Raw genomic sequence first — 22627 nt, 5'->3', positions numbered from 1 at the left:
TGGAACGCTCCTCGTCGCCTCAGAACGGTTCGCAGTGTCGACAGTCGATCCCGTCCGAACGACCCTCGTTCGAGAACGTCAGACGAGAGCGACTGACCCTCGCCGGCGACAGTCGAATGCGAACGACTCTCGAGCGGCGACGACAGTCCGGCAATATTATACCATCGGCAGGCCGAGTAAGCGAGGCGCATGGAGGAGCGAACGAGAGCCTACCTACGTGGGCGATTTCGAGATCACTACCGCCGGACGGAGATCACGCTGCCACCCGCAGCCAACGAACGCGAGTGGGGATACATCCCGTGGACGGACGGACCGGGAACGACGATGGTCCGTCACCGCTCGCTGCTCGAGCTCGGCGCCGTCGAGGAGTTCCTCGAGCGCGAACGCCCCCGGCACGTCTACTTCTCCGCCGGCCGGTACGACGATCCCGGCGCGAGCTCGATGAGCGAGAAAGGCTGGCGCTCCTCCGACCTGGTCTTCGACCTCGACGCGGATCACCTGCCCGCAGTTACGCTCGGCGAGGACAGCTACGCCGAGATGCTCGCGAAGTGCAAAGACGCCCTCTGTCGACTGCTCGACTTCCTCGAAGACGACTTCGCGTTCGAGGACCTCGAGGTCGTCTTCTCCGGCGGTCGCGGCTACCACGTCCACGTTCGCGACGAGAGCGTCCGCCACCTCGACCGCGAGCACCGCCGCGAGATCGTCGACTACGTCCGCGGCATCGGCCTCGAGTTCGACGAACTGGTCGAGACCGAGACCGTCGCCGGACTGGGACGGAAGACGCCGACGGAGCGACGCACCCTGCGGACCGACGGCGGCTGGGGCCGCCGAACTCACCGGCGGTTCGTCGCGTTCGTCGACGAGTTGCTCGAACTCGAGGAAGCAGCGGCCCTCGAGCGCCTCCAGGCGTTCGACGGCATCGGCGAGGGGAAGGCGACCGCCACACTCAACGCCGCCCGGAACAACCGCGAGGAGCTCGAGGCGGGCAACGTCACCGTACACACGGCCGTCGCCCAGCTCGCAGAACGATTCGCGACGCGGGCGGTCGAGCGCGACAACGCGCCGATCGACGAGCCGGTGACGACCGACACCAACCGGCTCATCCGGCTGCCGGGGAGCCTCCACGGCGGGAGCGCCCTCGAGGTGCGTCGCATCGACCGGGACGAACTCGACGCGTTCGATCCGCTGGTCGACGCCGTCCCCGAGACGTTCCGCAGCCACGAGATCGCGGTCGACGTCACTCGCGGCGGCGAGGTCGAACTCGACGGCGACATCTTTACAGTTCCGGAGGGTGACCAGTCACTCCCGGAGTACGTCGCGACGTTTCTCATGGCGCGTGGCAGGGCAGAAAAGGAGAAAGAACGATGAACCTAGACGAGTTGCGCACGGTCCAGAGCAAGGAGCGCCAGAAAGACAGCCTCCAGAACCTGCGCCCCTCGTTCTACCAGGAGGTCGGCGAGTACATCGCCGATCTCGAGGACGAACGCAACCGCGCCGCCGAACGCGCCGACGATCCGTTCGCCTCGCCCGAGGTGGGGCGGCTCACGGACGAGATCGAAGCCGCTCGAGACGTCGTCGAGGCGATCTACGAGCGGCGAATGGGCAAACTCGTCAAGCAGGCGAGTCTGGCCGCCGCGGGGATGCCGGCCGACGACGACGGCCTGACCGCGGAGGAACAGGATCTCTTTTCCGACCTCGTCGACCGCATCCAGACGAACAAGGGGCGCGTCCTCGACGTCCTCGAGGGGGAGCGTCCCGACGAGTCGGATGCGGCCGACGACTCGACGGACGACCCCACCGGGACCGACAGCGCGGCGACGGCACCTGCCGACGACGTACCGCCAGTACCGCCGGAAGAACCGCCGGACGACCGACCTACAGACCCGGGCGCTGCCACCGGCGACGCGGAGCCGTCGTCGGTCTCGGCAGCCGACGTCATGGCCGGGGACGTCCCCACGGAACCCGAGCCGTCCGCGGACGCCCCGCCGTCACCTCCCGACCCGGCGACGACCCGTACCCCCGACGACGAATCGGCCGACAGCGACGGGACAGAAACGGACGGCGAACACACCGACGCCGACGACCCGGACCGAAGCGTCGATCGCGTCACCGTCCGGATTACCCGAGACGTCGGTTCGATCCTCGGCGTCGACGATCGCGAGTACACCCTCGAGAGCGACGACGTCGTCACGCTCCCCCAGGCGAACGCGACGCCGCTCGTCGACCGCGACGCGGCGGAACCGCTCGAGTGAGCGACCTCGAGTAAACGGCCAACAACGTATGCGAAGTTTTCACTCGGTTGATACCGATAAACATACCTTCGATCAGTCGAATTCACGGCTATGCTTGACGTAGGGGCGGACGCACCGGAGTTCGAACTGCCCAACCAGCACGGCGAGACGATCCGACTCTCGGAGTTCGAAGGGCAGCGAGTCGTCGTCTACTTCTATCCCCGTGCGAACACGCGCGGCTGTACCATTGAGGCCAAGAGCTTTCGCGACGCCAGAGCCGCGTTCGACGACCTGGACGTGGCTGTCGTCGGGATCAGTGACGACCCCGTCGACGACTTGGCGGCGTTCGCCGACGACCACGACATTCCCTTCGACATGCTCTCGGACGAACACGGCGAGGTGTCGACACTGTACGATTCCTACGGCGAGAAACAGATGTTCGGCAACACCTTCGACGGCGTCTTCCGTAACACGTACGTGATCGACGCGGACGGATGCGTCGAGGCCGTCTACGAGGACGTCTCACCGGAGGGTCACGCCGACGAGATCCTCGCGGAACTCGAGTCGGCACCGGCGGCTCACTGAGACTCGTGTCCGGCGGTCGTCTCGGTCGATCGGAAAAATCGACGTCTCGGGGGACCGCTACGCGGTAGTCAGACCGGCTGGAACATCACTGGAACGTCCGGCCGACTTCAGCCTCGGTCTCGGGTTCGGACGTCGTGAACTTCTCTTCGATCTCCTCGTAGCGTTCGCGGGTCTCGGGGGTCACGCTCGGGCTGACCTCCTCGAGTGCGTGCTCGAAGTGTTCGCGGCTGATGCGGACGTTGCCGATGGTGTCGTCCACGTCGTCCGGATCGACGGAGTTGATGAACTCCCGGGTGGCTGCCATCGACGCCTCGCGACAGACCGCCTCGATGTCGGCACCGACGTAGCCGTCGGTCTCACTGGCGAGCCATTCGAGGTCGACCGCGTCGGCCAGCGGCTTGTCCCGGGTGTGGACTTCGAAGATCCTCTTGCGGCCGTCCTCGTCGGGGACGGGCACGTGGACGTGCCGGTCCAGTCGTCCGGGACGGAGCAGCGCGGAGTCGATGAGGTCCGGCCGGTTCGTGGTGGCGACGACGACGACGTCTTCGAGCTCCTCTAGCCCATCGAGTTCGGTCAGCAGTTGCGAGACGACGCGTTCGCCAACGCCGGAGTCGCCGGTTCGCCGGCCGCGCTCGCCCGCGATGGAGTCGATCTCGTCGAAGAAGATCACGGTCGGTGCGTTCGACCGCGCCTTCTCGAAGACCTCGCGGACGCCCTTCTCGGACTCGCCGACGTACTTGTTCAGCAGTTCGGGGCCCTTGATCGAGATGAAGTTCGACTGGGCCTCGTTGGCGACGGCTTTCGCGAGCAGCGTCTTGCCGGTTCCCGGCGGCCCGTACATGAGGACGCCCTTGGCGGCCTGCATGTCCATCTGCTCGAACACCTCGGGGAAGTCGAGCGGCCACTGGATCGTCTCGCGCAGTCGCTCTTTGGTGTCCTCTAGGCCGCCGACGTCGTTCCAGGTGACGTCGGGGACCTCGACGAAGACCTCGCGAAGCGCGGACGGTTCGATGCCCTTGAGTGCCTCCTTGAAGTCGGCCTCCGTGACCTGCAGCGACTCGAGGACCTCGGCGTCGATCTCATCGCTCTCGAGGTCGAGTTCGGGGCGGATGCGCCGCAGGGCGGTCATCGCGGCCTCCTTGGTCAGACTCTCGAGGTCGGCCCCGACGAAGCCGTGGGTGTTCTCGGCGTACTGATCCAGGTCGATCGAGTCCGACAGCGGCATCCCGCGGGTGTGGACCTGCAGGATCTCCTTGCGTCCGTCCTTGTCCGGGACGCCGATCTCGATCTCGCGGTCGAAGCGACCGCCACGGCGGAGTGCGGGATCGAGCGCGTCCACGCGGTTCGTCGCGGCGATGACCGTGACGCGACCGCGCTCCTCGAGACCGTCCATCAGGCTGAGCAGCTGGGCGACGACGCGCCGTTCGACGTCACCGCCGGCTTCCTCGCGCTTTGCCGCGATGGAGTCGATCTCGTCGATGAAGACGATCGCGGGTGCGTTCTCCTCGGCCTCCTCGAAGACCTCGCGGAGCTGCTCTTCGGACTCGCCGTAGTACTTCGACATGATCTCCGGCCCGGAGATCGTCTGGAAGTCAGCGTCGATCTCGTTGGCGACGGCTTTCGCCATCAGCGTCTTGCCGGTCCCCGGTGGGCCGTGCAGGAGGACGCCTTTGGGCGGCTCGATGCCGAGTTGCTGGAACAGCTCGGGGTGGCGCATCGGCAACTCGATCATCTCACGGACCTGGTCGAGTTCGTCGTCCAGGCCGCCGATGTCCTCGTAGGTGACGTTCGGGACGCCCTCGGGCGACTCACGACCGGCGGCGCTGATCTGCTCGGCGGGGGTCTCGCTGATCTCGATGTTCGTCGAGTCGGTGATGACGACCGTCCCGCTCGGCGAGGTGCTCGCGATCTTCAGCGGGACCGACTGACCGGAGCTGGTCATCGGCCCGAACGACAGCGAGAACGGCACCGTCTGTCCCTCGGTGACGGCCTGACCGCTCAGTTTGTCGCGCACGAGCGGTCCGATGTCCCCCCGAATGCGCAGATTCTGGGGGAGCGCGACGGTCACGGACGTGGCGGGTTTGACGTCGGCCGGTTCGACGGTGACGCGGTCGTCGATCCCGACGCCGGCCTCCTGTCGAAGGCGACCGTCGATCCGAACGACGCCGCGGCCCTCGTCCTCGGGGTAGCCGGGCCAGACCCGAGCGACCGCTTGCCCGTCGCCGTTGCCCTCGATGAGGATGTAGTCCCCGTTCTCGAGGTCGAGTTCGCGCATCGACGCGCGATCGATCGCCGCGAGTCCGCGCCCCGCATCTTTCTGCTTGAGGGGTTTGACGGTGAGTTTCATGCGTCTACCTCCATCTCGATAGTGAGCACGCCGTTTCTGATAAACGCTTGCGCGTCCTCGACGTCGGCCGGGAGCTCGAGCTCCCGCTGCTCGTCGTCGAAGACGACGATTACGGTGCCGTCGACGACGTCGACCGACGCGTCTGCACCGGCCGGGCCGAAGTCGACGGCCAGTACCGTCTCGTCACCGTAGTCGTACTGCCGCGCCAGTCGTCCGTCGTCGCGGACGAATCGTTCGAGATTCATGGTTCAACTAACTCGAGGTAAGTTCCATTCATATTTAAATCTTTTGCCCACTAATCGAAGGACGTGAGTGGGTACGGAGAAATAACGATGTTCGCGGTTCACAGTCTCCAGCGCCGCCAATCGGTCAGTACGTAGACGAGTCGGCGGGCGCGTCGCGGGCGATAGCGGACGATCGCCGGTCGCCTCCAAACGGAGTCACGTCGTCGACGGCGCGTCGATCCTCGCCCGAGCAAGTCGACAGGGTCCAGACGCCTTTGAGTACACTGGCGGTTGACCGACTCGAGGGTTTATCTTTGGAACGGTAGTTTGCATATGCATGGAGACGACGACGAATTTCGGGCGGGAGATCGCCTACGACTACTCGGACCGCGGCGGTGGCGGCGCGCCAGCGCTGTTGGTTCACGGCGGCGGCGGGACACACGCCGTCTGGAAGTCCCAGCACCGTCTCTCGGACGAACGGCCCGTCGCCGCGCTCGACCTCAGCGGTCACGGCGAGTCCGACGACGTCGACGCCAGTCCCGGCTTCACCACGCTCTCGGCGTACGCCGACGACGTTCTGGCTGTCGCCGAGGCGACGGACGCGCGAGTTCTCGTCGGTAACTCGCTCGGCGGTGCCATCGTGATGCACGTCTTGCTCGAGCGCGAGTTCGATGCCGACGCGGCCGTCCTCACCGGCACCGGGGCACGACTCGGCGTTCTGGAGGACCTCCTCGAGTGGCTCAAAAACGACTTCGAGCGGGCGCTCGAGTTCCTCCACGGCGAGAATCGCTTCTTCCACGACCCCGACCCGCGGATTCGCGACCTCTCGATGGAGACGATGCGCGAGACCGGACAGGAGATCACGCGCCGGGACTTTCTCACCAGCCATCAGTTCGACGTCCGCGACCAGCTCGACGAGATCGACGTCCCCGTCCTCGCAGTCTACGGCGAGTACGACCAGCTGACGCCACCGTGGTACCACGAGTACATCGCAGAGAACGTCGCCGACGGCACCCTCGAGGAGATCGACGACGCGGCACACCTGGCGATGCTCGAGCAACCGGAGGCGTTCAACGAGGCGGTGACGTCGTTTCTCGAGGCCGTCGAAGGCTAAAAAGTCTCAGTAGAGGCTGTCGAGATCCGTCTCCTCGTGGCTGTGCTCGTCGGCCGGGAACTCCTCGCGTTCGACCGCGGAGACGTACCCCTCGACGGCCCGCTCCATCTCCGCCCGGACGTTTCCGAACTGCTTTGCGAACGACGGACTCCACTCGCTCAGGCCGACGGCGTCGTTGAAGACGAGCACCTGTCCGTCACAGTCGGGACCCGCACCGATGCCGATGGTCGGAATGTCGAGTGCGTCGGTCACGTCCGCCGCGAGGTTCGAGGGGACATGCTCTAAGACGAGCGAGAACGCGCCCGCCTCCTCGTGTGCGCGTGCGAGTTCGAGAATGTGCTCTGCGGCCTCCTGGTCGGTCCCCTGTCGCGGGTACCCGCCGTACCGGTTGACGTGCTGGGGCGTGAGTCCGAGGTGGGCCATCACCGGGATGCCGAGCTGGACCATCGTCTCCGTGAGGTCGACGGTGTGTGGCCCGCTTTCGAGTTTGACCGCCTGTGCGCCCTCTTCTTTGAGCATTCGACCGGCGTTCTCGAGGCTGGTCCGTTCGTCCGTGCCGTAGCTGAGGAAGGGCATGTCGGCGACGACGAGCGCCGATTCGGTCGCCCGGGAGACGGCACCGACGTGTCTCGCCACGTCGTCGACGGTGACCGGGAGCGTCGTCTCGTAGCCCAGCGTGGCGTTGCCCACGCTGTCGCCCACGAGAATCACGTCGACGCCCGCTTCGTCGACGATCTTCGCCGTCGGCGCGTCGTAGGCCGTCAGCATCGTGATCGGTTCCTCGCCGGCTTTCGTTCGCACGTCCCGCACGGATGGCATACACACACGTTCGTCTCTGACGATTAAACCTCACCGTTCTTCTGCCGATTGGCGCGCGCGGCGTTCGATCGGGGAAACGGGGTGCTTAATACGACAGACGCGCGAACGGCAGTCGTGCCAGAACCCGTCGAGACGACGAATCCGGAGGGCGTCGACTACGGCTGGGTCATGCAGGTGACGTTCGTCACCACGATCGCCGTCGGCGCGCCCGTCGTCGCCCTGCTGTCGACAGTGTTCACGCTCCCGACGTGGGGTTCGCGCGTCGGATTCGCCGTCCGCGTCGGCGCAGTCATCTGGTTTTTGACGGCGCTCGTCGTCTTCGCGTACGCGAAACGCCACCAGGAGTAGGAGTGATCCAGACGTGGCCGCTCAGGGCGGAAGCACGACCGCACGACCCTCGATCTCCCCGTGCTCGAGTTGTTCGGCGACCGCGTTGATCTCGTCGAAATCGTGGCGTTCGGTGCGGAGTTCGACGTCGCCGCGATCGACGAGCGAGACGAGTTCCTGGAGTTCGGTATAGCGGCCGACGAGCGTCCCCCTGAACGAGAACTCGCCGTCTACCAGCGCCTGGCATGGCTCGTGGATGTGGCCGCCGTAGCCGACGACGTGGTGGTCGCCGCCGTCCGCGACGAGATCGGGCGCGTAGCCGGTCGTTTCGTCGGCCCCGACGAAATCGAGCACCTGCTGGGCACCCACGTCGTCGGTGAGATCTGCCACGACCGACGGCAGATCTGCCTCGCTCGAGTCGACCGTGTGGTGAGCGCCCAGCTGTTCGGCCAACTCGAGCGCCTCGTCTTTGACGTCGGCGGCAACAATATTTACGGCGCTCATCGCCTCGAGACACTGCAGTCCGATGTGGCCCAGGCCGCCGATGCCGATCACGACGGCGGTGTCGCCGGGGTTCAACTCGCGGACGGCCTTCTTGGCGGCGTGGTAGGCGGTGATGCCCGCGTCCGCGTGTGGCGCGATGTCGATGGGATCGACGCCCTCGGGGAGTGGGATGACCGCTCGTTCGTTCGTCTGCAGGTACTCGGCGAAGCCGCCGTCGGCCGTGAGACCGTTGAACTCGCTGTTCTCGCAGTACATGTCCTCGCCGAGCCGGCAGGGACGACAGATACCGCAGGTCTGGACGGGGTGGCAGATGACTGGATCGCCCTCCTCGACCAGCGTCACCTCGTCGCCGACCTCCGTGACGACGCCCGCGTTCTCGTGACCGAGCGTCATGGGGAGTTCCTGTGGGACGTACCCCTCCCACATTCCCTCGATGATGTGATTGTCCGTCTGGCACCAGCCGGCACCCTCGACCTCGACGATCACGTGATCGGACCGCTCGACCGTTGGCCGATCGACGTCGTCGATCGAGAGGGCACCGGTCATGTCCTCGGTGTACTCGTGGAGACGTGCTGCTTGCATAGTGTCGACTCATAACACACCACACTGTGATAAAAATCCTCGCAGCGGAACCGGAACCGGTCGATGACGGCCGGCGCGTCGGCTTCGGACCTGCATTCTGTCTAGACATTCTATCCGATGCGGGAAAACACAGATGTTCCATGGTATATATTACCATGGTGAGATGTACCAGCACGACGGCGAGGACGTGTTCGTCATCGACGCCCACGTTCACCTGTGGGACGCGTCCGAGGAGAACATCACACACGACGGGGGAGAACAGTTCATCCAGTGTTTCTACGACTATCACACGACGTTCACGCCCGACGATCGGCAGTGGGACATGGACGAGTATCGGAAGTACGGCCAAGAGCGGATGGTCGAGGACCTGTTCGGGAACGCCGCCGCGGACGTGGCCATCTTCCAGCCGACGTACCTGACCGACTTCTACGACGAGGGGTTCAATACGACGGAACAGAACGCCGAACTCGCACTCGAGTATCCCGAACGGTTCGTCCTCAACGGCACGTTCGATCCGCGTGACGGCAAAGAGGGACTCGAGTACCTGGAGGAACTCCACGACACCTACGACATCCAGGGCGTCAAGCTCTACACCGCCGAGTGGCGCGACGAGTCGAAAGGGTGGCGACTCGACGACGAGGAGGCGTTTCGCTTCCTCGAGCGGTGTTCCGACCTCGGGATCGAGAACATCCACGCCCACAAGGGGCCGACGATCCGGCCGCTGAACCGCGACGCCTTCGACGTGAAAGACGTCGACGACGCCGCGTCGTCGTTCCCGGAGCTCAACTTCGTCGTCGAACACGTCGGGCTGCCCCGACTCGACGACTTCTGCTGGATCGCCGCCCAGGAGACGAACGTCTACGGCGGGCTGGCCGTCGCCGCTCCGTTCGCCCAGAACCGGCCGGGGAAGTTCTCGGAGATCGTGTCCGAACTGCTGTGGTGGCTTGGGGAAGATCGGCTCCTCTTTGGCTCGGACTACGCGCTGTGGAACCCCGACTGGCTCGTCGAAGAGGTCATAGAGGCCGAGTTGACCGAGGAACACCGTGCGGAGTACGGCGTCGAGTGGGACCTCGAGACGAAAAAGAAGGTGATGGGCGAGAACGCTGCCGAACTCTACGACATCGACGTCGAGGAGAAGAAACGACAGTTCCGCGAGGACGAGATCAGCCAGCAGTTCGACCTCACGGACCACTACGGCGAACCCGCGGCAGCGGACGACTGATGACCGACGCACGCGATACGGACGAGACGATCGACCGACGCGCCGACGCGCCAAACCGAGAGCGGGTACGCGAAGCCCTGGACGACGTGACCGATCCCGAACTCGACCGCTCGATCGTCGAACTCGAGTACGTCGACGCGATCGAGATCGACGACGAGCGCGTGACGGTCGCGTTCACCCTCCCGACGGCGTGGTGTTCGCCGGCCTTTGCCTGGATGATGGCAGTCGACGCCCGCGACGGGATCGAAGCGCTACCCGGCGTCACGGAGACGCGGGTGATCCTCCGCGATCACATGCACGACGAGGTGATCAACCGCGGAGTAAACGAGCGACTGTCGTTCGAGGAGACGTTCCCCGACGCCGACGGCGGCGTCGACGCCGTCCGTGCGGAGTTAGACGAGAAAGCGCGCATCGCCAGACAGTACGACGCCGTCGAGCGGCTGCTCGAGGCCGGCCTCGAGCCAGCCCAGATCGCTGCCTTGCGGGTGGCGGACGTCGAACCGGCCGACGAGACGGGAGACGTCGCGGCCGTCTACCTGCGCGACCGCGCGCTCGCGGTGACGGTCCCGATGGAGCCGATCGAGTCCTACCTCGAGAAGGCCGAGGCGACGGGCGTCGTCTCGACTCCCGACGACGCGCTGTTCAGAACGCCGGAGGGCGAACCGATCGATCCCGAGTCGTTCGATCTGGTCCACCGGCGCGGCCGACTGGCGACGGTCAACATGTCCGGGCAGGGTGGCATCTGCGACGGCCTCCGGGAGGCACGACAGCAGCGGCTCGCGGTCGACGACTGATCGTCCAGTCGTCCCGTCGGCCGACAGTATCATACGGACCGCTGTACGTCAGTACCGGGACAACCGCGCACCGTCTTGCGGCCGCCCCGGTACACAGGTACAGCAGACCGTATCAGTGGCCGGAGGGACCGTCGCCGACGTACTCGAAATCCGTCCCCGCCTGTTTCGCCGTCTCCTCGTCGCGCGCGGAGTCGCCGACGAACAGCGTCCGCTCCGGTTCGACCGACAGCGCGCGAACGGCCACGAGTAGCGGCTCCGGGTGCGGTTTCCGGTTGGTGACCGTGTCCCGTCCGACAACGACGTCGACCGCCTCGAGCAAGCCGTGTCTCTCGAGGGCGAGGCGACAGGCTGCCTCGGAGTTGAGCGAACAGACGCCGACGGGCCCCTCGCGGGCGAGTAACTCGTCTGCGTGTGCGAGTTGCTCCGAGGTGCGCGCTCCGTCGCGTTCGTGGGCGGCGAGTACCGCCTCGACTTCTTCGTCCAGGCCGACCTCCTCCGAGAGCGCGAGCAGGTCCCAGAGGTCGTCGCTGGGCGGGTCGATGGCCGCCTCCTCGTACACCTCGCGGACGTCGACGGCCGCCGCGTCCCAGTCGACGTCGAGGCGGACGAGCGTCCCGTCGAGGTCGTAGACGACTGCGTCGTACTCTGTCACGTTCGCCGATACGGCGGCGGGACGATTCAAGACTTCGGTAACTCACTACAGGATGGTCCGTCAACCAGTCGACGGACCTAGAGCACCTCGAGTTCCTCGAGTCGATCCCGAAGGGTCGCCTGCTCGTCGTCGGTCATGGCCCGCAGGGGACTTCGCAGCGGGCCGGCGTCGAAATCGCGCAACTCGAGGGCGCTTTTGACCCCAGACATGTAGCCGCCGCCGGACTTGAACGCGTCACGGACCGCGAACGTCCGACTCTGGAGTTCGCGAGCGCGCTCTTCGTCGCCGCCGTCGTACGCCTCGTAGAGGTCGACGACGAGTTCCGGGACGGCGTTCGCGACGGCGCTGACCATCCCCGAACAGCCGATCTCGAGGCCGGTGAAGCAAAGCGAGTCAGACCCCGCGAGGAAGGTCATGTCGGGGTTGGCGTCGATCGCCTGTGCGAGCCACGGGACGTCCTTGCTCGAGTCTTTCACCCCGACGACGTTGTCGATGGCGGCGAGTTCGTCGAGCGTCGACAGGGGGATCGCGTTGCCGGTTCGGCTCGGAATGTGGTAGACGTAGACCGGGAGGGAGACGGCGTCGGCGACCTGGCGGTAGTGCTCGAGGTAGGCCTCGTCGTCTAACGGATAGTAGTAGGGCGTGACGACGACGACGCCGTCCGCGCCGACGGCTTCGGCGTGTTCGGCGCGGGCGACGGTCCGGCGGGTGCTCGGTGCACCGACACCGGCGATGACGGGGACCTCGTCGCCGACCTCGTCGACGACGGCCTCGACGACGCGGTCGCGCTCGTCGTCGGTCAGCAAGGCGAACTCCCCGTTGGTTCCAAGCGGGAAGACGCCGTGGACGCCGCGGTCGACGACGAACCGGGCGTGGGCCGCCGTCTGCTCGTAGTCGACTGACTCGTCTTCCGCGAACGCGGTGACGGTCGGTGGAACGACGCCGTGAAGCGAGAGGGGATCGGCTTCCCCGGGGTCGTGGTAAGCCATGTCGGGTCTTGCGTCGGTACAGCCATAAACACCCACGTCGGGTGAATGGCGACTCTCGAAATCGGCCGACAGGCTCGAGTGGCCGCGTCGGCACACGTCGCCGATCGGCTCGTCAGTGGGCCAGCTCGGGCGTCGGTTCGTCGAGTTGCTCGCCGGCGAGCACCTTGTTCGCCCGTCGAAGCCGTTCGGACAGCGCCTGGTGGGAGATCCCCAGTTCGTCGGCGAGTTCCTCGAGCGAAATCTCCCGCGGGACGTCGTAGTAACCGCGCCTGTAGGCCTCGCTGACCGCCTCCTCCTGGGCCTCGGTCAGCGCCGCACTGACCTCGAGATCGCCGTCGCGCCCGGCGTCGATCATCCGCTTGACGTCGATGCGGACGTCCAGGTCCTCGAGATCGGCGATCGCACTCGAGAGGGAGTCCCGGTCGGGGAACAGCAGCCGAAGCGTCCAGCGACCCGACGAACACTCCGCGTCGAGGACCGTGCCGTCGTGCTCGAAGACGATTCCACAGCGGTCGGTGACGACGTCGGCGTACTCGAATCGGTACAGCCACTCCCGCTGGTCAGGCTCCTCGAGCAGTCGCGTGAACGTCTCGACCGAGGGATCGGCCTCGAGGCCGTCCTCGAGGTCGTCGACGTCGACGCCGCCGATCCAGACCAGCGGCATCGGTCGCAACGGCCCTTCGGCGACGACGCTCTCGACGCGCAACTCGGCGTCCGGAAACGAGGTGATCGTCTCCTCGAGCGCGAGGTCTGCCGCGGACAGCGTGATCTCGGCGACGGTCGTCATAGTACCTCTCCCCCTCGCGGGACGTCTGTGAGTCGGTCGCGGGCGGTGCGACTGTCTACGGGCGTGGATACGTGAAGTTGCATGGTTCGTGGGGCAGTGTGGTGTTTCAGCCTCGGGTCCACGGATGGTGAGGGTCAGAAAAAACGGCCATCCCGATGGACCGTCGGCGGGTACGCAACGGTTGGCCGTCGATAGCATTGGCCTTCGGGCCTGTTTGTTCCGACCGCTTAAGTGCCGATCGAGAGGCTCGACTACCGAACGACCGCGAGAGCGGTTCATACCTGCTTTTTGCCAGCTTTCGAACGAGAACGAACCCAACGTTTTTGGCAATTTCGACCGCCAGACGACGTATGCACGTCGCCAGACGGGACCTCCTGGTCGGAGGGGTGCTGTGGACGATCGGAATCGCGGGCTGTCTCGACGATACTGACGAGGACGACGGTGCCGACGAAGACGACGGCGGAGCGCAGACGACCGACGGCCAGCCGAACGACTCCGATGCTGGCGACTCGACGGCTTCGGACGAAACGGACCTCGACCTCCGCGAAGCGAACGTCACCGCCGTCGCCGTCGAGCAGAACGACGACGGATACCGATTCGACGTCACGCTGTACCACGACGACGACGGCGAGGACGGCTACGCGAACTGGTGGCAAGTCGAGACGCTCGAGGGGGACCGGCTGGGACGGCGGGACCTCGCACACGCCCACGGAACGCAGGAGTTCACCCGATCCGCGACCGTTTCGGTTCCGTCGGACGCGACCTGTGTCGTGGTCCGCGGACACGACCAGACCCACGCGTACGGCGGCCAGGCGATGCTCGTGACCCTCGAGACCGGTGCGACGCGGGCGGTCCGGCAGGGAAGCGAGAACCAGTCGTTCGAGACAGCCGAGTGTCCCTGATGGACGCGACGGCAGTTACCCTTCGACGAGACGATCGGCGACGCGCACGCGCCTCTCTCGTGTCGATCGTCGACTACTGCCCGAGGCGTGCGAAGCGGTTGAGCGCGTAGATCGTTCGCAGGACGTCGACGCTCTTGCCGCGGTCGAAGACGAGTTCGTCGGTGTGGATGACGTGATCGAGCGTCTCGCGCGAGGCGTGCTCCGGCGCGGCGGCGATGCCCGCGTCGTTCTCGGCGGCCCACTCCATCACGCGCAGGTCGCTCTTGGAGTCGCCCATCACCAGCGCGAACGGGTCGTCGACGCCCAGCACGTCCAGCGCCCGCTCGACGCCGACGACCTTGTTCAGCTCGAGGCTGCCGATCTCGGCGGCGTCGGCCTCGTAGTAGGCGACGTCGATCCGCTCGAGGACGGCTGTGAGGTCGTCGGGAACGTCGGCCGGAGACACCTCGGGATAGGCCCCTTCCTGCTCGAGGACGCCCCTGATCTCGGGGTCCTGGTCGGCGTAGAACGCACGGGTCCAGGCGACGGCCTCGTCGGTCTCTACCTCGATGGCGGTGGCGACCGCGTCGGCCAGCAGATCGACGAGGTAGACCAGCGCCTCGTCGATGATCTCGCGAGCGCGTCCGGAGCCCGTCTCGTAGTTGGGCTTCATCGTGACGTTGAACTCGTTGCCCTGCAGGTGACACCCACGCCGGAGGTCTTCCGGGGCTTCGGGCAAGACGCGAGAGCGGACGTCGTCGAAGACGTCGCGGATGTCGCCCTCGAGGTCCTCGTAGAGCAGTTGCTTCGTGTCCGCGCCGTGGCCCGGCGTGAACACGCCCGTTCCCGCCTCGTAGACGATCGAGAGCTCTCCGGAGTGGACGATCTCGCTGCCGAGTCCCTGGATGGCAAAGCCCTTGACGTTCTCGAGTGTCTGTCCTGTACAGATGACGATCGGGACGCCCGCCTCGTGAAACTCCGTGAGGATGTGAAGCGTCTCGCGGGGAATCTCGTTGTCCGTCCCGCCAGCAGAGCGCAGCGTCTCGTCGACGTCTAACACGAGGACGTTCACCGGGCGACCGTACTTTGCCTCGAGGTCGAGTGCGGTGAACGCCTGATCACGCGTCGTGTGAGCGGCGACCTCCGCGAAGGTCTCGCCCGCCGCGAACTCGTTTCGGATCTCGTCCTTTCGGCGCTCCAGTTCCTCGCTCGCGCTCTGCCAGTGCTCGAGTGCGACCCGGGAGTCGATCGCCGGGAAGACGTCGACGAACTCCTGGTACTCCCGAAGCCGCTGGGTGTCGAACTCGTCGTAGAGCTGATAGACGAGGTCGTATCGTTCCATGGCACGAACACCGAAGGGCAGAGAGATAATCGTTTTCCGTCTCGATCCTCGCTTCCAGCGCAGTCCCGTTCGCCGATACGGACAATTTTACTCAATAAAGAATAAATCTTTAACCCTCTGGCTCCAACTGACACGGTATGAACGTGATCGCAGTCGAACCAGGGTCGGGCGAGCCCACTGTACTCGAGAAGCCCGTCCCCGAACCAGCGCCGGGCGAGGCTCTCGTCCGGACGCTTCGCGTCGGCGTCGACGGCACCGACCGCGAAGTGATCGAGGGACGCCACGGCGACGTCCCCGACGGCGACGACCACCTCGTGCTGGGACACGAAGCCGTCGGCGTCGTCGAAGACGCGAACGGGACCGACCTCGAGGAGGGGACGGTCGTCGTACCGACGGTTCGGCGGCCCCTGGACGGGCCGACCGAGCACTTCGAGCGCGGCCAGCCGGACATGGCCCCAGCGGGCGAGTACGTCGAACGTGGCATCGTCGGTGCTCACGGCTTCATGGCCGAGTACTTCACCAGCCCCGCCGAGTACCTCGTTTCGATCCCCGAGGAACTCGCACCGCTTGGCTTCCTCGTCGAACCCATCAGCATCTCGGAGAAGGCCATCGAGCACGCCTACGCCACCCGCTCGGCGTTCGACTGGCGACCCGAATCCGCGCTCGTCCTCGGGAACGGCTCGCTCGGACTGTTGACGCTGGCGATGTTCGAGGAGGTCCTCGAGTACGATCGCACCTACTGCCTCGGCCGACGGGACAGGCCAGACCCGACGATCGACATCATCGAGAACCTGGGCGCGACGTACGTCGACTCGAGGGAGACGCCGGTCTCGCAGGTCGCCGACGCATACGAGGGGATGGACGTCGTCTACGAGGCGACGGGGTACGCGAAACACGCCTTCGAGACGATCGACGCGCTCGCCCCCAACGGCGTCGGCGCACTGCTCGGCGTCCCCGAAGACTGGACGTTCGAGGTCGACGGCGGCCGACTCCACCGGGAACTCGTCTTGCAGAACAAGGCGCTGGTCGGCAGCGTCAACTCCCACCGCGGCCACTTCGAGTCGGCCATCGAGACGCTCGCAGCCCTGCCGACGTGGTTCACCGACGACCTCGTGACCGGCGTCTACGGACTCGAGGAGTTCGAGCGGGCGTTCTCGCTTGCCGAGGAGTCGACGTTTGCAGACGACGACACGACTATAAAAACGGCGGTCGAATTCACGTCCATATGAAAAACGTCGACGACTTGATCGAGAGTGCGGCGGAACTCGCGGATCGCGGCCTCTCGAAGGGCGAGATTGCGGACGAACTGAACGTCTCCCGGGAGACTGCGAGCTGGCTCGTCGAGCGCAGCGGCGCGGCGACCCAGGCACAGAACCGATCGGCGACCGGCGGCCCACAGGACATCCACGTCGACTGGTCGGCTGTCGGCCGGGACAGCAAGCGGATGGGCGCGATCGCGGAAGCGATGGCAGACCTCCTGGCGAAACACGGCGAGGACGTCGACCTCACCGTCGGCATCGAGAAAGCCGGCGGCCCGATTGCGACCCTCGTCGCCCGCGAACTCGAGACCGACCTCTCGACGTACACCCCCTCGAAACACCAGTGGGAGGAAGGCGACATCGAGGAACTCGGCGGCACCTTCTCGCGGAACTTCGCCGGCATCCGCGACCGCGAGTGCTACGTCGTCGACGACACCATCACCAGCGGGACGACCATGCGCGAGACGATCCAGGCGATCCGCGCCGAAGGCGGCGAGCCGCTTGCCTGCGTTGTCCTCGCGGACAAACAGGGTCTCGACGAACTCGAGGGCGTCCCCGTCTACTCGCTGTTGCAGGTCATCAGCGTCGGCAAAGAAGAGTAGCGTCGACCGTTCCCGCATTTCTATACGCTTTCGCCGCGTACTCCGACCGTGCTCGACACGACGCGCAGACGCGTTCTTGCGGCGACGGCGTCGCTCTCGCTTCCCGTCGCTGGCTGTCTTACGGACGGCAGCGAACCCCAGCTGGCAGACCCCGGCGACGCGCCGGGCGACGGCCTGCCGGTGCCGGAGTGGGAGCCGGCCGAGGGGTCGCCTTACGACGCAGCCGTCGAGGCGACGACCGTCGTCTCCGGCTTCGAGATCCCCTGGAGTCTCTCGTTTGCCGGACCCGACGTCTTCGTGACCGAACGAGACGGTGGCGTCTTGCGATTCGACCGCGACGCCGTGACCGATCGGGACGGACTCGAGCCGTCCGACGCCGAGGTCGTCCTCGCTCGCGACGAACTCCCCGACCAGGCGGCCCACGGCGAAGGCGGCACCCTCGGCGTCGCGACCCACCCCGACTATCCAGACGTTCCCGACCTGTTTATCTACTACACCGCCGACGACGGGAACCTCGAGAACCGGGTGGTGCGCTACGACGTCGACGACGGCGACCTCGAGCCGATCCTCGAGGGGGTTCCCGGCGCGATGATCCACGACGGCGGCCGCCTCGCGTTCGGCCCCGACGACGCGCTGTGGGTGACGACCGGCGACGCCGACGATCCCGCGCTCGCCCAGGACCCGTCCTCGCTCGCCGGAGCCGTCTTGCGGATCACGCCCGACGGCGACCCGGCACCGGACAATCCCGACTTCGGCGACGAGAGCGATCCACGGACGTATACGCTCGGCCACCGCAACCCGCAGGGGCTCGCGTTCACACCGGCCGACGTGCCGATCGCCGCCGAACACGGACCGAGCGCCCGCGACGAGGTGTCGGTCCTGCGGGCGGGCGCAAACTACGGCTGGGACGTCGTCCGCGGCGGCCCCGACGACCCGCAGTACGACGCCTACGGCGAGTACGAGGCGGTCACGCCGCCGATCCTGAACACGAGCCCGGACGTCACGTGGGCTCCTTCCGGCATCGCCTTCTACACCGCCGACGCGATTCCAGCCTGGCGACACCGCCTGTTCGTCTGCGGACTCGCATCGGAGACGCTGTTCGCCGTCACGCTGACCCACGATGGCGAGGAGCCGCCGCTCGAGGGCGACGCAGTCAGATACGACGCCGACTGGCTCGACGATCGCTTCACCGCGACCGCCCATCCGTTCTACGACGGCGAGTTCGGTCGGCTGCGCCACGTCGAACAGGGACCGGACGGAGCGCTCTACCTGTTGACGTCGAACCGCGACGGGCGAGCAAGCGGTGAGTTCCCTCGAGACGGCGACGACCGACTGCTTCGTCTCGAGCCCACCTGACGACCGCTCGAGGACGCAAAGTCTATCCGACGGACGCTCGTATGTGGATGCATGACGTTCCAGCCAGACAGCAGCCTCGAGCAGGAGGAAGTCGACGAGATCGTCGCGGGGGCTATCGAGACGAACGAGGTCGTTCTGTTCATGAAGGGAACCGAACTTATGCCCCAGTGTGGCTACTCCCAGCGAGCACTCGAGTTGATCGGCAACCACCGGACTGAGTACGAGACGGTAGACGTCCTCGAGTCCCTCGACGAGTACCGGACCGCACTCGCGGAACACAGCGGCTGGGAGACGATCCCCCAGACGTTCGTCGACGGCGAGTTCGTCGGCGGGTCGGACGTCCTCGCCGAACTCGAGGATCGAGGCGAACTCGCGGAGACGCTCGAGACGTCGTGATCGACCGTTCGATCCGACCGATCATTCATCCACCCCACCGGAATGGGAATTTAACAGCAGGTCATATAAGCGACGCTCCCGTACTACAAACCAGACGACTGTCGCCGCACACACCTTCCCACCATGTCAACAGAGGAATCCAGACACGTATATCGACTTCACTCGACGCTCGAACTGCCACTCGAAGACCTCCGCGAATACATCGGTGACGCGACCTACCCGGACGGGATCGCCGACGTGGAGATCACACGCAGGAACAACACGCTGATCCTCAAGGCCGTCGCCGAGGACGAGAACGTCAGCAAGTACACGCCGACGGCCCAGCTCAAAGCGAGCATCACCGAAAACCGGGTCTACGAGGAAGACCCCGACGAACGACGGAGTTCGTTCCGCTGGGACGAAGAGGAGGAAGAGGAAATCGAGTCCGAACTCGTCGAGTTCGCCGCGTTCAAAGGCGACCGCGAGACCGTCCTCCAGAACTCGCTGCTGCAGTACGAGATGTTCCTCGTCCTCTGTGGCATCGCCGAGCAGACCGAGAAGGGGACGCTGACCGCGATCTCCGAGAACGACGGTGACCTCGAGGCGACCCGCATCGTCGACGGCGAAGCTCGGCCGGCCGACGTCGAGGTCGTCGAAGGGCCACGCGACCGGCAGAGTTCGCAGGGTGGGGTCAACTGGCGAGACAACAAGTTCATCTCGTAACGGCATCTGAAAGCGTTCTACGACGAGCAGCGAATAGCGGGGTCCATCGCGGATAGACGCCTTCGCGACAGAATCCACACGGCCACGCTTCTCGACGCCTTCGTCACGTGATCGCTTCCCGGAACACTAAGGTAAAATACGTTGACATCGGCACATGAGCACCGGTGCCGACGTCGACAGTACCACTCGAGTCGCGATCGCCTGCCAGGGAGGCGGTAGCCACACTGCGTTCACCGCTGGCGTGCTCAAACGACTTCTCCGCGAGTGTGACACGCGCTCGTACGAACTCGTCGGCCTGAGCGGGACGTCCGGCGGGGCCGTTTGCGCGACCGCCGCGTGGTATGGCCTGCTCGCAGGTGGGACGGAGCGTGCCGTCGAGGCGCTCGAGGGGATCTGGCGGGATTTCTCGGCCCGGTCGCCGGTCGACAGGATCGCCAACGAGTGGGCCGTCGCGCTGGCAACGTTCGCTGCCCGCGGTGGGCCGTTGCCGTTGTTCAGTCCGTACGAGGTACCGTACACCGACGCCGGACGTGATCGGTTTCTCGACACGCTCGAGACGCACATCGGGTTCGATCACATTCCCGAACTCGCCGGCGGTGCGTCCGTGGATCTGATCGTCGGGGCGGCGGACGTCACCGAAGGCGAGTTCGCAACCTTCCACAACGAGGCAGTCACTGCGGAGACGGTTCTCGCGTCGGCAGCGATTCCGACGCTGTTCGAAGCGGTCGAGATCGACGACCACTGGTACTGGGACGGCCTCTTTTCGCAGAATCCGCCGATTCGAGACTTTCTGACGATGCCAGACGACGCGGCGGAGAAACCAGACGAGATCTGGATCGTCCAGATCAACCCCAGACACCGCGAGGAGGTGCCAAAGTCGGTAGAGGACGTCGTCGACCGACGTAACGAACTGGCGGGCAATCTCTCGCTGTACCAGGAGGTCTACTTCATCGAAAAGATCAACGACCTGATCGAGAGCGGGAGTCTTCCGGAACAGTACAAGCCGATCGACGTCGAGTTCATCGACCTGGGCAGTGACCTCTCCGTACCGTCGAAAGTCGACCGGGATCCGGAGTTCGTCGATCGGTTGCTGCAGCGGGGAACGCGACGCGCCGAGCGCTTTCTCAGGGAACGAACGTAGTTGGGCGGAGCGGATCGTACGTACGACGGGTCCGTCCGTCTCGAGCGGTTCGGCTCCGGTATTTGGCCGCCACCATCGCTCGCCGTCTCTCGTCGGAACGGCCGGCGAGGATTTCCGGGTGATACTGTTTTATTCTCGCCGTGTTCCAGATCTACCATGGACGATCCCGGAACGGTGGAAACGATCTGGCGACTCGCCGTCGCAGCGCTCGTCATGATCGCCCCGACGCTGCTCTTTCTCGGCCTGGTACGAGGGCTCGAGCGACTGCGCGACGACGCGTTCGTCGAGCGGTGGCTGCACGAACAGGGCCACGAACTCGAGGACGACGTGCTGACCGCGCTGGCGATCGGAATCGACGTCGAGGCCGATGGTTCCTCGAGTCTCAGGTGCCCGGGGTGTGGCGAATCGAATACGTCGAACGCGAGGTACTGCCGGAACTGTCTCGGGCGGCTACCGTCGTGAGCGGCGAGACGTCCCGATCCGATCGCCTCGTCCGCGCGACCCGCCGGAACCGACGAACTGGTCGTGATGTGTGACTATGTACCAAAGGTTATCTGGCCGGGCCCCTCCTGTATACGTAATGAACGCTTCGGCACTCGTTCCCCTGCAACTCGCTGACCCGGCACTCGCCGTCGGAGCGCTCGCCGTCGCGGTCGTGGCCATCACCGTCTGGCAGATGGTCGAGATCGTCGACGCGTACGACAGGGGTGCCCTCACCGTCTTCGGTGAGTATCGCAAACTCCTCCAGCCGGGACTGAACGTCGTACCCCCGTTCGTCTCGCGAGTGTACACCTTCGACATGCGAACCCAGACGCTCGACGTACCGACCCAGGAGGCGATCACGCGCGACAACTCGCCCGTGACCGCCGACGCCGTCGTCTACATCAGGGTAATGGACGCCAGACGTGCGTTCCTCGAGGTCGACGACTACAGGCGGGCGGTTTCGAACCTCGCCCAGACGACGCTGCGTGCCGTCCTGGGTGACATGGAACTCGACGAGACGCTCAGCAAGCGCGAGCGGATCAACGCGCGGATTCGCGAGGAACTCGACGAACCCACCGACGAGTGGGGGATCCGCGTCGAGAGCGTCGAAGTTCGAGAAGTGACGCCGTCCCGTGACGTGACGGGAGCGATGGAACAGCAGACCGCCGCCGAACGGCGGCGACGGGCGATGATCCTCGAGGCACAGGGCGAACGCCGCAGCGCCGTCGAACGGGCCGAAGGCGACAAACAGAGCCGGATCATCCGCGCGCAGGGCGAGAAACAGAGTCAGATCCTCGAGGCGCAGGGAGAGTCGATCTCGACCGTCCTCAGAGCCCGTTCGGCGGAGTCGATGGGCGAACGCGCCGTCATCGACAGGGGTTTGGAGACGCTCGCGGACATCGGCCACAGCGAGTCGACGACGTACGTCCTCCCGCAGGAACTGTCGTCGATGGTCGGCCGCTACGGCAAACGCCTCACCGGCAGCGACGTCGAGGGTGACGGCGCTCGGCTCGAGAGTCTCGAGTTCGACGAGGAGACGCGCGAACTGATCGGGCTGGACGACATCGCCGAGATCATCGGCGAGATCGATCGAGAAGCAGAGGTGGACCTCGAGGCGATGGAACGGGAGGCGAAGGCGATCCAGGAGGGCGAGGACGTGCGGACCGACGATGCCGGCAGTAGCGACGTGTCGGCACCCGACGACGGGCCCGAACCCGGATCGAAGCGACGCTGAACGCCACCACCTGCGGAGTCGAAACACTTCTGACCACGGAGTGAGAGGGGACAC

24 protein-coding genes are annotated in these 22627 nt (G+C 65.6%); 16 read left to right on the top strand and 8 right to left on the bottom strand.

Going from position 1 to position 22627, the window contains the following annotated elements; genetic code table 11:
- Positions 1–189: 189 nt before the first annotated feature.
- The 3 genes from priS (at position 190) to bcp (ending at position 2816) form a co-directional block, all read left to right on the top strand.
- Positions 190–1368 (top strand): DNA primase small subunit PriS, encoded by a 1179-nt coding sequence (gene priS / locus MU558_RS14300; RefSeq protein WP_246967408.1) that lies wholly within the window; start codon positions 190–192, stop codon positions 1366–1368.
- On the top strand, positions 1365–2252 hold the full coding sequence (locus MU558_RS14295; RefSeq protein ID WP_246967405.1) for a hypothetical protein: 888 nt from the start codon (positions 1365–1367) through the stop codon (positions 2250–2252). Before priS ends, MU558_RS14295 begins: the two co-directional genes overlap by 4 nt.
- A 90-nt stretch (positions 2253–2342) precedes the next feature.
- Complete coding sequence (bcp, locus tag MU558_RS14290; RefSeq protein WP_246967402.1) at positions 2343–2816, top strand: thioredoxin-dependent thiol peroxidase; 474 nt, start codon at positions 2343–2345, stop codon at positions 2814–2816.
- 85 nt (positions 2817–2901) lie between these two features.
- On the opposite strand, the gene MU558_RS14285 is transcribed toward bcp, so the two are convergent.
- Both MU558_RS14285 and MU558_RS14280 read right to left on the bottom strand, forming a co-directional pair.
- Positions 2902–5163, bottom strand: a complete 2262-nt coding sequence (locus MU558_RS14285; RefSeq protein WP_246967399.1) for a CDC48 family AAA ATPase — start codon at positions 5161–5163, stop codon at positions 2902–2904.
- Positions 5160–5408 (bottom strand): Hsp20/alpha crystallin family protein, encoded by a 249-nt coding sequence (locus MU558_RS14280; protein ID WP_246967396.1) that lies wholly within the window; start codon positions 5406–5408, stop codon positions 5160–5162. Before MU558_RS14280 ends, MU558_RS14285 begins: the two co-directional genes overlap by 4 nt.
- A gap of 316 nt (positions 5409–5724) precedes the next feature.
- Here MU558_RS14280 and MU558_RS14275 point away from each other — a divergent pair, with 316 nt between their 5' ends.
- A complete protein-coding gene (locus MU558_RS14275; protein WP_246967393.1) occupies positions 5725–6501 on the top strand; it encodes an alpha/beta fold hydrolase in 777 nt (258 codons plus the stop codon).
- 6 nt (positions 6502–6507) lie between these two features.
- Here the strand turns inward: MU558_RS14275 and panB are convergent, their stop codons facing one another.
- Positions 6508–7320, bottom strand: coding sequence for a 3-methyl-2-oxobutanoate hydroxymethyltransferase (gene panB / locus MU558_RS14270; protein ID WP_246967390.1), 813 nt, complete (start codon positions 7318–7320; stop codon positions 6508–6510).
- A gap of 114 nt (positions 7321–7434) precedes the next feature.
- Here panB and MU558_RS14265 point away from each other — a divergent pair, with 114 nt between their 5' ends.
- Entirely contained in the window at positions 7435–7668 is a 234-nt protein-coding gene (locus MU558_RS14265; protein ID WP_246967388.1) for a DUF5822 domain-containing protein, read from the top strand.
- 21 nt (positions 7669–7689) lie between these two features.
- On the opposite strand, the gene MU558_RS14260 is transcribed toward MU558_RS14265, so the two are convergent.
- Positions 7690–8733 (bottom strand): NAD(P)-dependent alcohol dehydrogenase, encoded by a 1044-nt coding sequence (locus MU558_RS14260; RefSeq protein ID WP_246967386.1) that lies wholly within the window; start codon positions 8731–8733, stop codon positions 7690–7692.
- A 163-nt stretch (positions 8734–8896) separates the two neighbouring features.
- Between MU558_RS14260 and MU558_RS14255 the strand changes: the two genes are divergently transcribed.
- Positions 8897–9955, top strand: a complete 1059-nt coding sequence (locus tag MU558_RS14255; RefSeq protein ID WP_246967383.1) for an amidohydrolase family protein — start codon at positions 8897–8899, stop codon at positions 9953–9955.
- Positions 9955–10749, top strand: a complete 795-nt coding sequence (locus MU558_RS14250; RefSeq protein WP_246967380.1) for a metal-sulfur cluster assembly factor — start codon at positions 9955–9957, stop codon at positions 10747–10749. Before MU558_RS14255 ends, MU558_RS14250 begins: the two co-directional genes overlap by 1 nt.
- A 112-nt stretch (positions 10750–10861) precedes the next feature.
- Here MU558_RS14250 and MU558_RS14245 read toward each other — a convergent pair whose 3' ends face one another.
- The 3 genes from MU558_RS14245 to MU558_RS14235 form a co-directional block, all read right to left on the bottom strand.
- On the bottom strand, positions 10862–11401 hold the full coding sequence (locus MU558_RS14245; RefSeq protein WP_246967377.1) for an HAD family hydrolase: 540 nt from the start codon (positions 11399–11401) through the stop codon (positions 10862–10864).
- A 77-nt stretch (positions 11402–11478) separates the two neighbouring features.
- A complete protein-coding gene (locus tag MU558_RS14240; RefSeq protein WP_246967374.1) occupies positions 11479–12390 on the bottom strand; it encodes a dihydrodipicolinate synthase family protein in 912 nt (303 codons plus the stop codon).
- Positions 12391–12502: 112 nt separating this feature from the next.
- Positions 12503–13177 (bottom strand): helix-turn-helix domain-containing protein, encoded by a 675-nt coding sequence (locus MU558_RS14235; RefSeq protein WP_246967371.1) that lies wholly within the window; start codon positions 13175–13177, stop codon positions 12503–12505.
- A 350-nt stretch (positions 13178–13527) separates the two neighbouring features.
- Here MU558_RS14235 and MU558_RS14230 point away from each other — a divergent pair, with 350 nt between their 5' ends.
- Positions 13528–14079, top strand: a complete 552-nt coding sequence (locus tag MU558_RS14230; RefSeq protein ID WP_246967368.1) for a hypothetical protein — start codon at positions 13528–13530, stop codon at positions 14077–14079.
- A gap of 73 nt (positions 14080–14152) precedes the next feature.
- Here the strand turns inward: MU558_RS14230 and MU558_RS14225 are convergent, their stop codons facing one another.
- Positions 14153–15400 carry an HAD family hydrolase gene (locus MU558_RS14225; protein WP_246967365.1) on the bottom strand — a complete coding sequence of 416 codons (1248 nt, stop codon included), beginning with the start codon at positions 15398–15400 and terminating at the stop codon, positions 14153–14155.
- Between the two features lie 137 nt (positions 15401–15537).
- On the opposite strand from MU558_RS14225, the gene MU558_RS14220 reads away from it, so the two are divergent.
- The 8 genes from MU558_RS14220 to MU558_RS14185 all read left to right on the top strand — a co-directional run bounded on the left by MU558_RS14220 (position 15538) and on the right by MU558_RS14185 (position 22573).
- Entirely contained in the window at positions 15538–16629 is a 1092-nt protein-coding gene (locus tag MU558_RS14220) for a glucose 1-dehydrogenase (protein ID WP_246967362.1), read from the top strand.
- Complete coding sequence (gene gfcR / locus MU558_RS14215) at positions 16626–17261, top strand: transcriptional regulator GfcR (RefSeq protein WP_246967358.1); 636 nt, start codon at positions 16626–16628, stop codon at positions 17259–17261. The genes MU558_RS14220 and gfcR overlap by 4 nt, the downstream gene beginning before the upstream one ends.
- A gap of 48 nt (positions 17262–17309) precedes the next feature.
- Positions 17310–18617, top strand: coding sequence for a PQQ-dependent sugar dehydrogenase (locus tag MU558_RS14210; RefSeq protein ID WP_246967355.1), 1308 nt, complete (start codon positions 17310–17312; stop codon positions 18615–18617).
- A gap of 51 nt (positions 18618–18668) precedes the next feature.
- Entirely contained in the window at positions 18669–19013 is a 345-nt protein-coding gene (locus MU558_RS14205) for a glutaredoxin family protein (RefSeq protein ID WP_246967352.1), read from the top strand.
- A gap of 123 nt (positions 19014–19136) precedes the next feature.
- A complete protein-coding gene (locus MU558_RS14200) occupies positions 19137–19715 on the top strand; it encodes a DUF7110 family protein (RefSeq protein ID WP_246967349.1) in 579 nt (192 codons plus the stop codon).
- Positions 19716–19869: 154 nt separating this feature from the next.
- Entirely contained in the window at positions 19870–20856 is a 987-nt protein-coding gene (locus MU558_RS14195) for a patatin-like phospholipase family protein (protein ID WP_246967346.1), read from the top strand.
- Positions 20857–21012: 156 nt separating this feature from the next.
- The gene (locus tag MU558_RS14190) at positions 21013–21318 is read left to right on the top strand and encodes a zinc ribbon domain-containing protein (protein ID WP_246967343.1); all 306 of its coding nucleotides are present in this window, start codon (positions 21013–21015) and stop codon (positions 21316–21318) included.
- Between the two features lie 118 nt (positions 21319–21436).
- On the top strand, positions 21437–22573 hold the full coding sequence (locus MU558_RS14185) for an SPFH domain-containing protein (protein WP_246967340.1): 1137 nt from the start codon (positions 21437–21439) through the stop codon (positions 22571–22573).
- Positions 22574–22627: the final 54 nt, after the last annotated feature.

The organism is Natribaculum luteum (genome assembly GCF_023008545.1).
In the GTDB taxonomy this organism is placed as follows: Archaea; Halobacteriota; Halobacteria; order Halobacteriales; family Natrialbaceae; genus Natribaculum; species Natribaculum luteum.
Note: the sequence above shows the minus strand (reverse complement) of the source record. Positions and strands in the feature narration are given on the sequence as shown.

Coding starts and splice junctions, on each gene's coding strand:
- priS (WP_246967408.1), top strand. CDS start 190: ATGGAGGAGCGAACGAGAGCCTACCTACGTGGGCGATTTCGAGATCAC.
- MU558_RS14295 (WP_246967405.1), top strand. CDS start 1,365: ATGAACCTAGACGAGTTGCGCACGGTCCAGAGCAAGGAGCGCCAGAAA.
- bcp (WP_246967402.1), top strand. CDS start 2,343: ATGCTTGACGTAGGGGCGGACGCACCGGAGTTCGAACTGCCCAACCAG.
- MU558_RS14285 (WP_246967399.1), bottom strand. CDS start 5,163: ATGAAACTCACCGTCAAACCCCTCAAGCAGAAAGATGCGGGGCGCGGA.
- MU558_RS14280 (WP_246967396.1), bottom strand. CDS start 5,408: ATGAATCTCGAACGATTCGTCCGCGACGACGGACGACTGGCGCGGCAG.
- MU558_RS14275 (WP_246967393.1), top strand. CDS start 5,725: ATGGAGACGACGACGAATTTCGGGCGGGAGATCGCCTACGACTACTCG.
- panB (WP_246967390.1), bottom strand. CDS start 7,320: ATGCCATCCGTGCGGGACGTGCGAACGAAAGCCGGCGAGGAACCGATC.
- MU558_RS14260 (WP_246967386.1), bottom strand. CDS start 8,733: ATGCAAGCAGCACGTCTCCACGAGTACACCGAGGACATGACCGGTGCC.
- MU558_RS14255 (WP_246967383.1), top strand. CDS start 8,897: ATGTACCAGCACGACGGCGAGGACGTGTTCGTCATCGACGCCCACGTT.
- MU558_RS14250 (WP_246967380.1), top strand. CDS start 9,955: ATGACCGACGCACGCGATACGGACGAGACGATCGACCGACGCGCCGAC.
- MU558_RS14240 (WP_246967374.1), bottom strand. CDS start 12,390: ATGGCTTACCACGACCCCGGGGAAGCCGATCCCCTCTCGCTTCACGGC.
- MU558_RS14235 (WP_246967371.1), bottom strand. CDS start 13,177: ATGACGACCGTCGCCGAGATCACGCTGTCCGCGGCAGACCTCGCGCTC.
- MU558_RS14230 (WP_246967368.1), top strand. CDS start 13,528: ATGCACGTCGCCAGACGGGACCTCCTGGTCGGAGGGGTGCTGTGGACG.
- MU558_RS14225 (WP_246967365.1), bottom strand. CDS start 15,400: ATGGAACGATACGACCTCGTCTATCAGCTCTACGACGAGTTCGACACC.
- MU558_RS14220 (WP_246967362.1), top strand. CDS start 15,538: ATGAACGTGATCGCAGTCGAACCAGGGTCGGGCGAGCCCACTGTACTC.
- gfcR (WP_246967358.1), top strand. CDS start 16,626: ATGAAAAACGTCGACGACTTGATCGAGAGTGCGGCGGAACTCGCGGAT.
- MU558_RS14205 (WP_246967352.1), top strand. CDS start 18,669: ATGACGTTCCAGCCAGACAGCAGCCTCGAGCAGGAGGAAGTCGACGAG.
- MU558_RS14200 (WP_246967349.1), top strand. CDS start 19,137: ATGTCAACAGAGGAATCCAGACACGTATATCGACTTCACTCGACGCTC.
- MU558_RS14195 (WP_246967346.1), top strand. CDS start 19,870: ATGAGCACCGGTGCCGACGTCGACAGTACCACTCGAGTCGCGATCGCC.
- MU558_RS14190 (WP_246967343.1), top strand. CDS start 21,013: ATGGACGATCCCGGAACGGTGGAAACGATCTGGCGACTCGCCGTCGCA.
- MU558_RS14185 (WP_246967340.1), top strand. CDS start 21,437: ATGAACGCTTCGGCACTCGTTCCCCTGCAACTCGCTGACCCGGCACTC.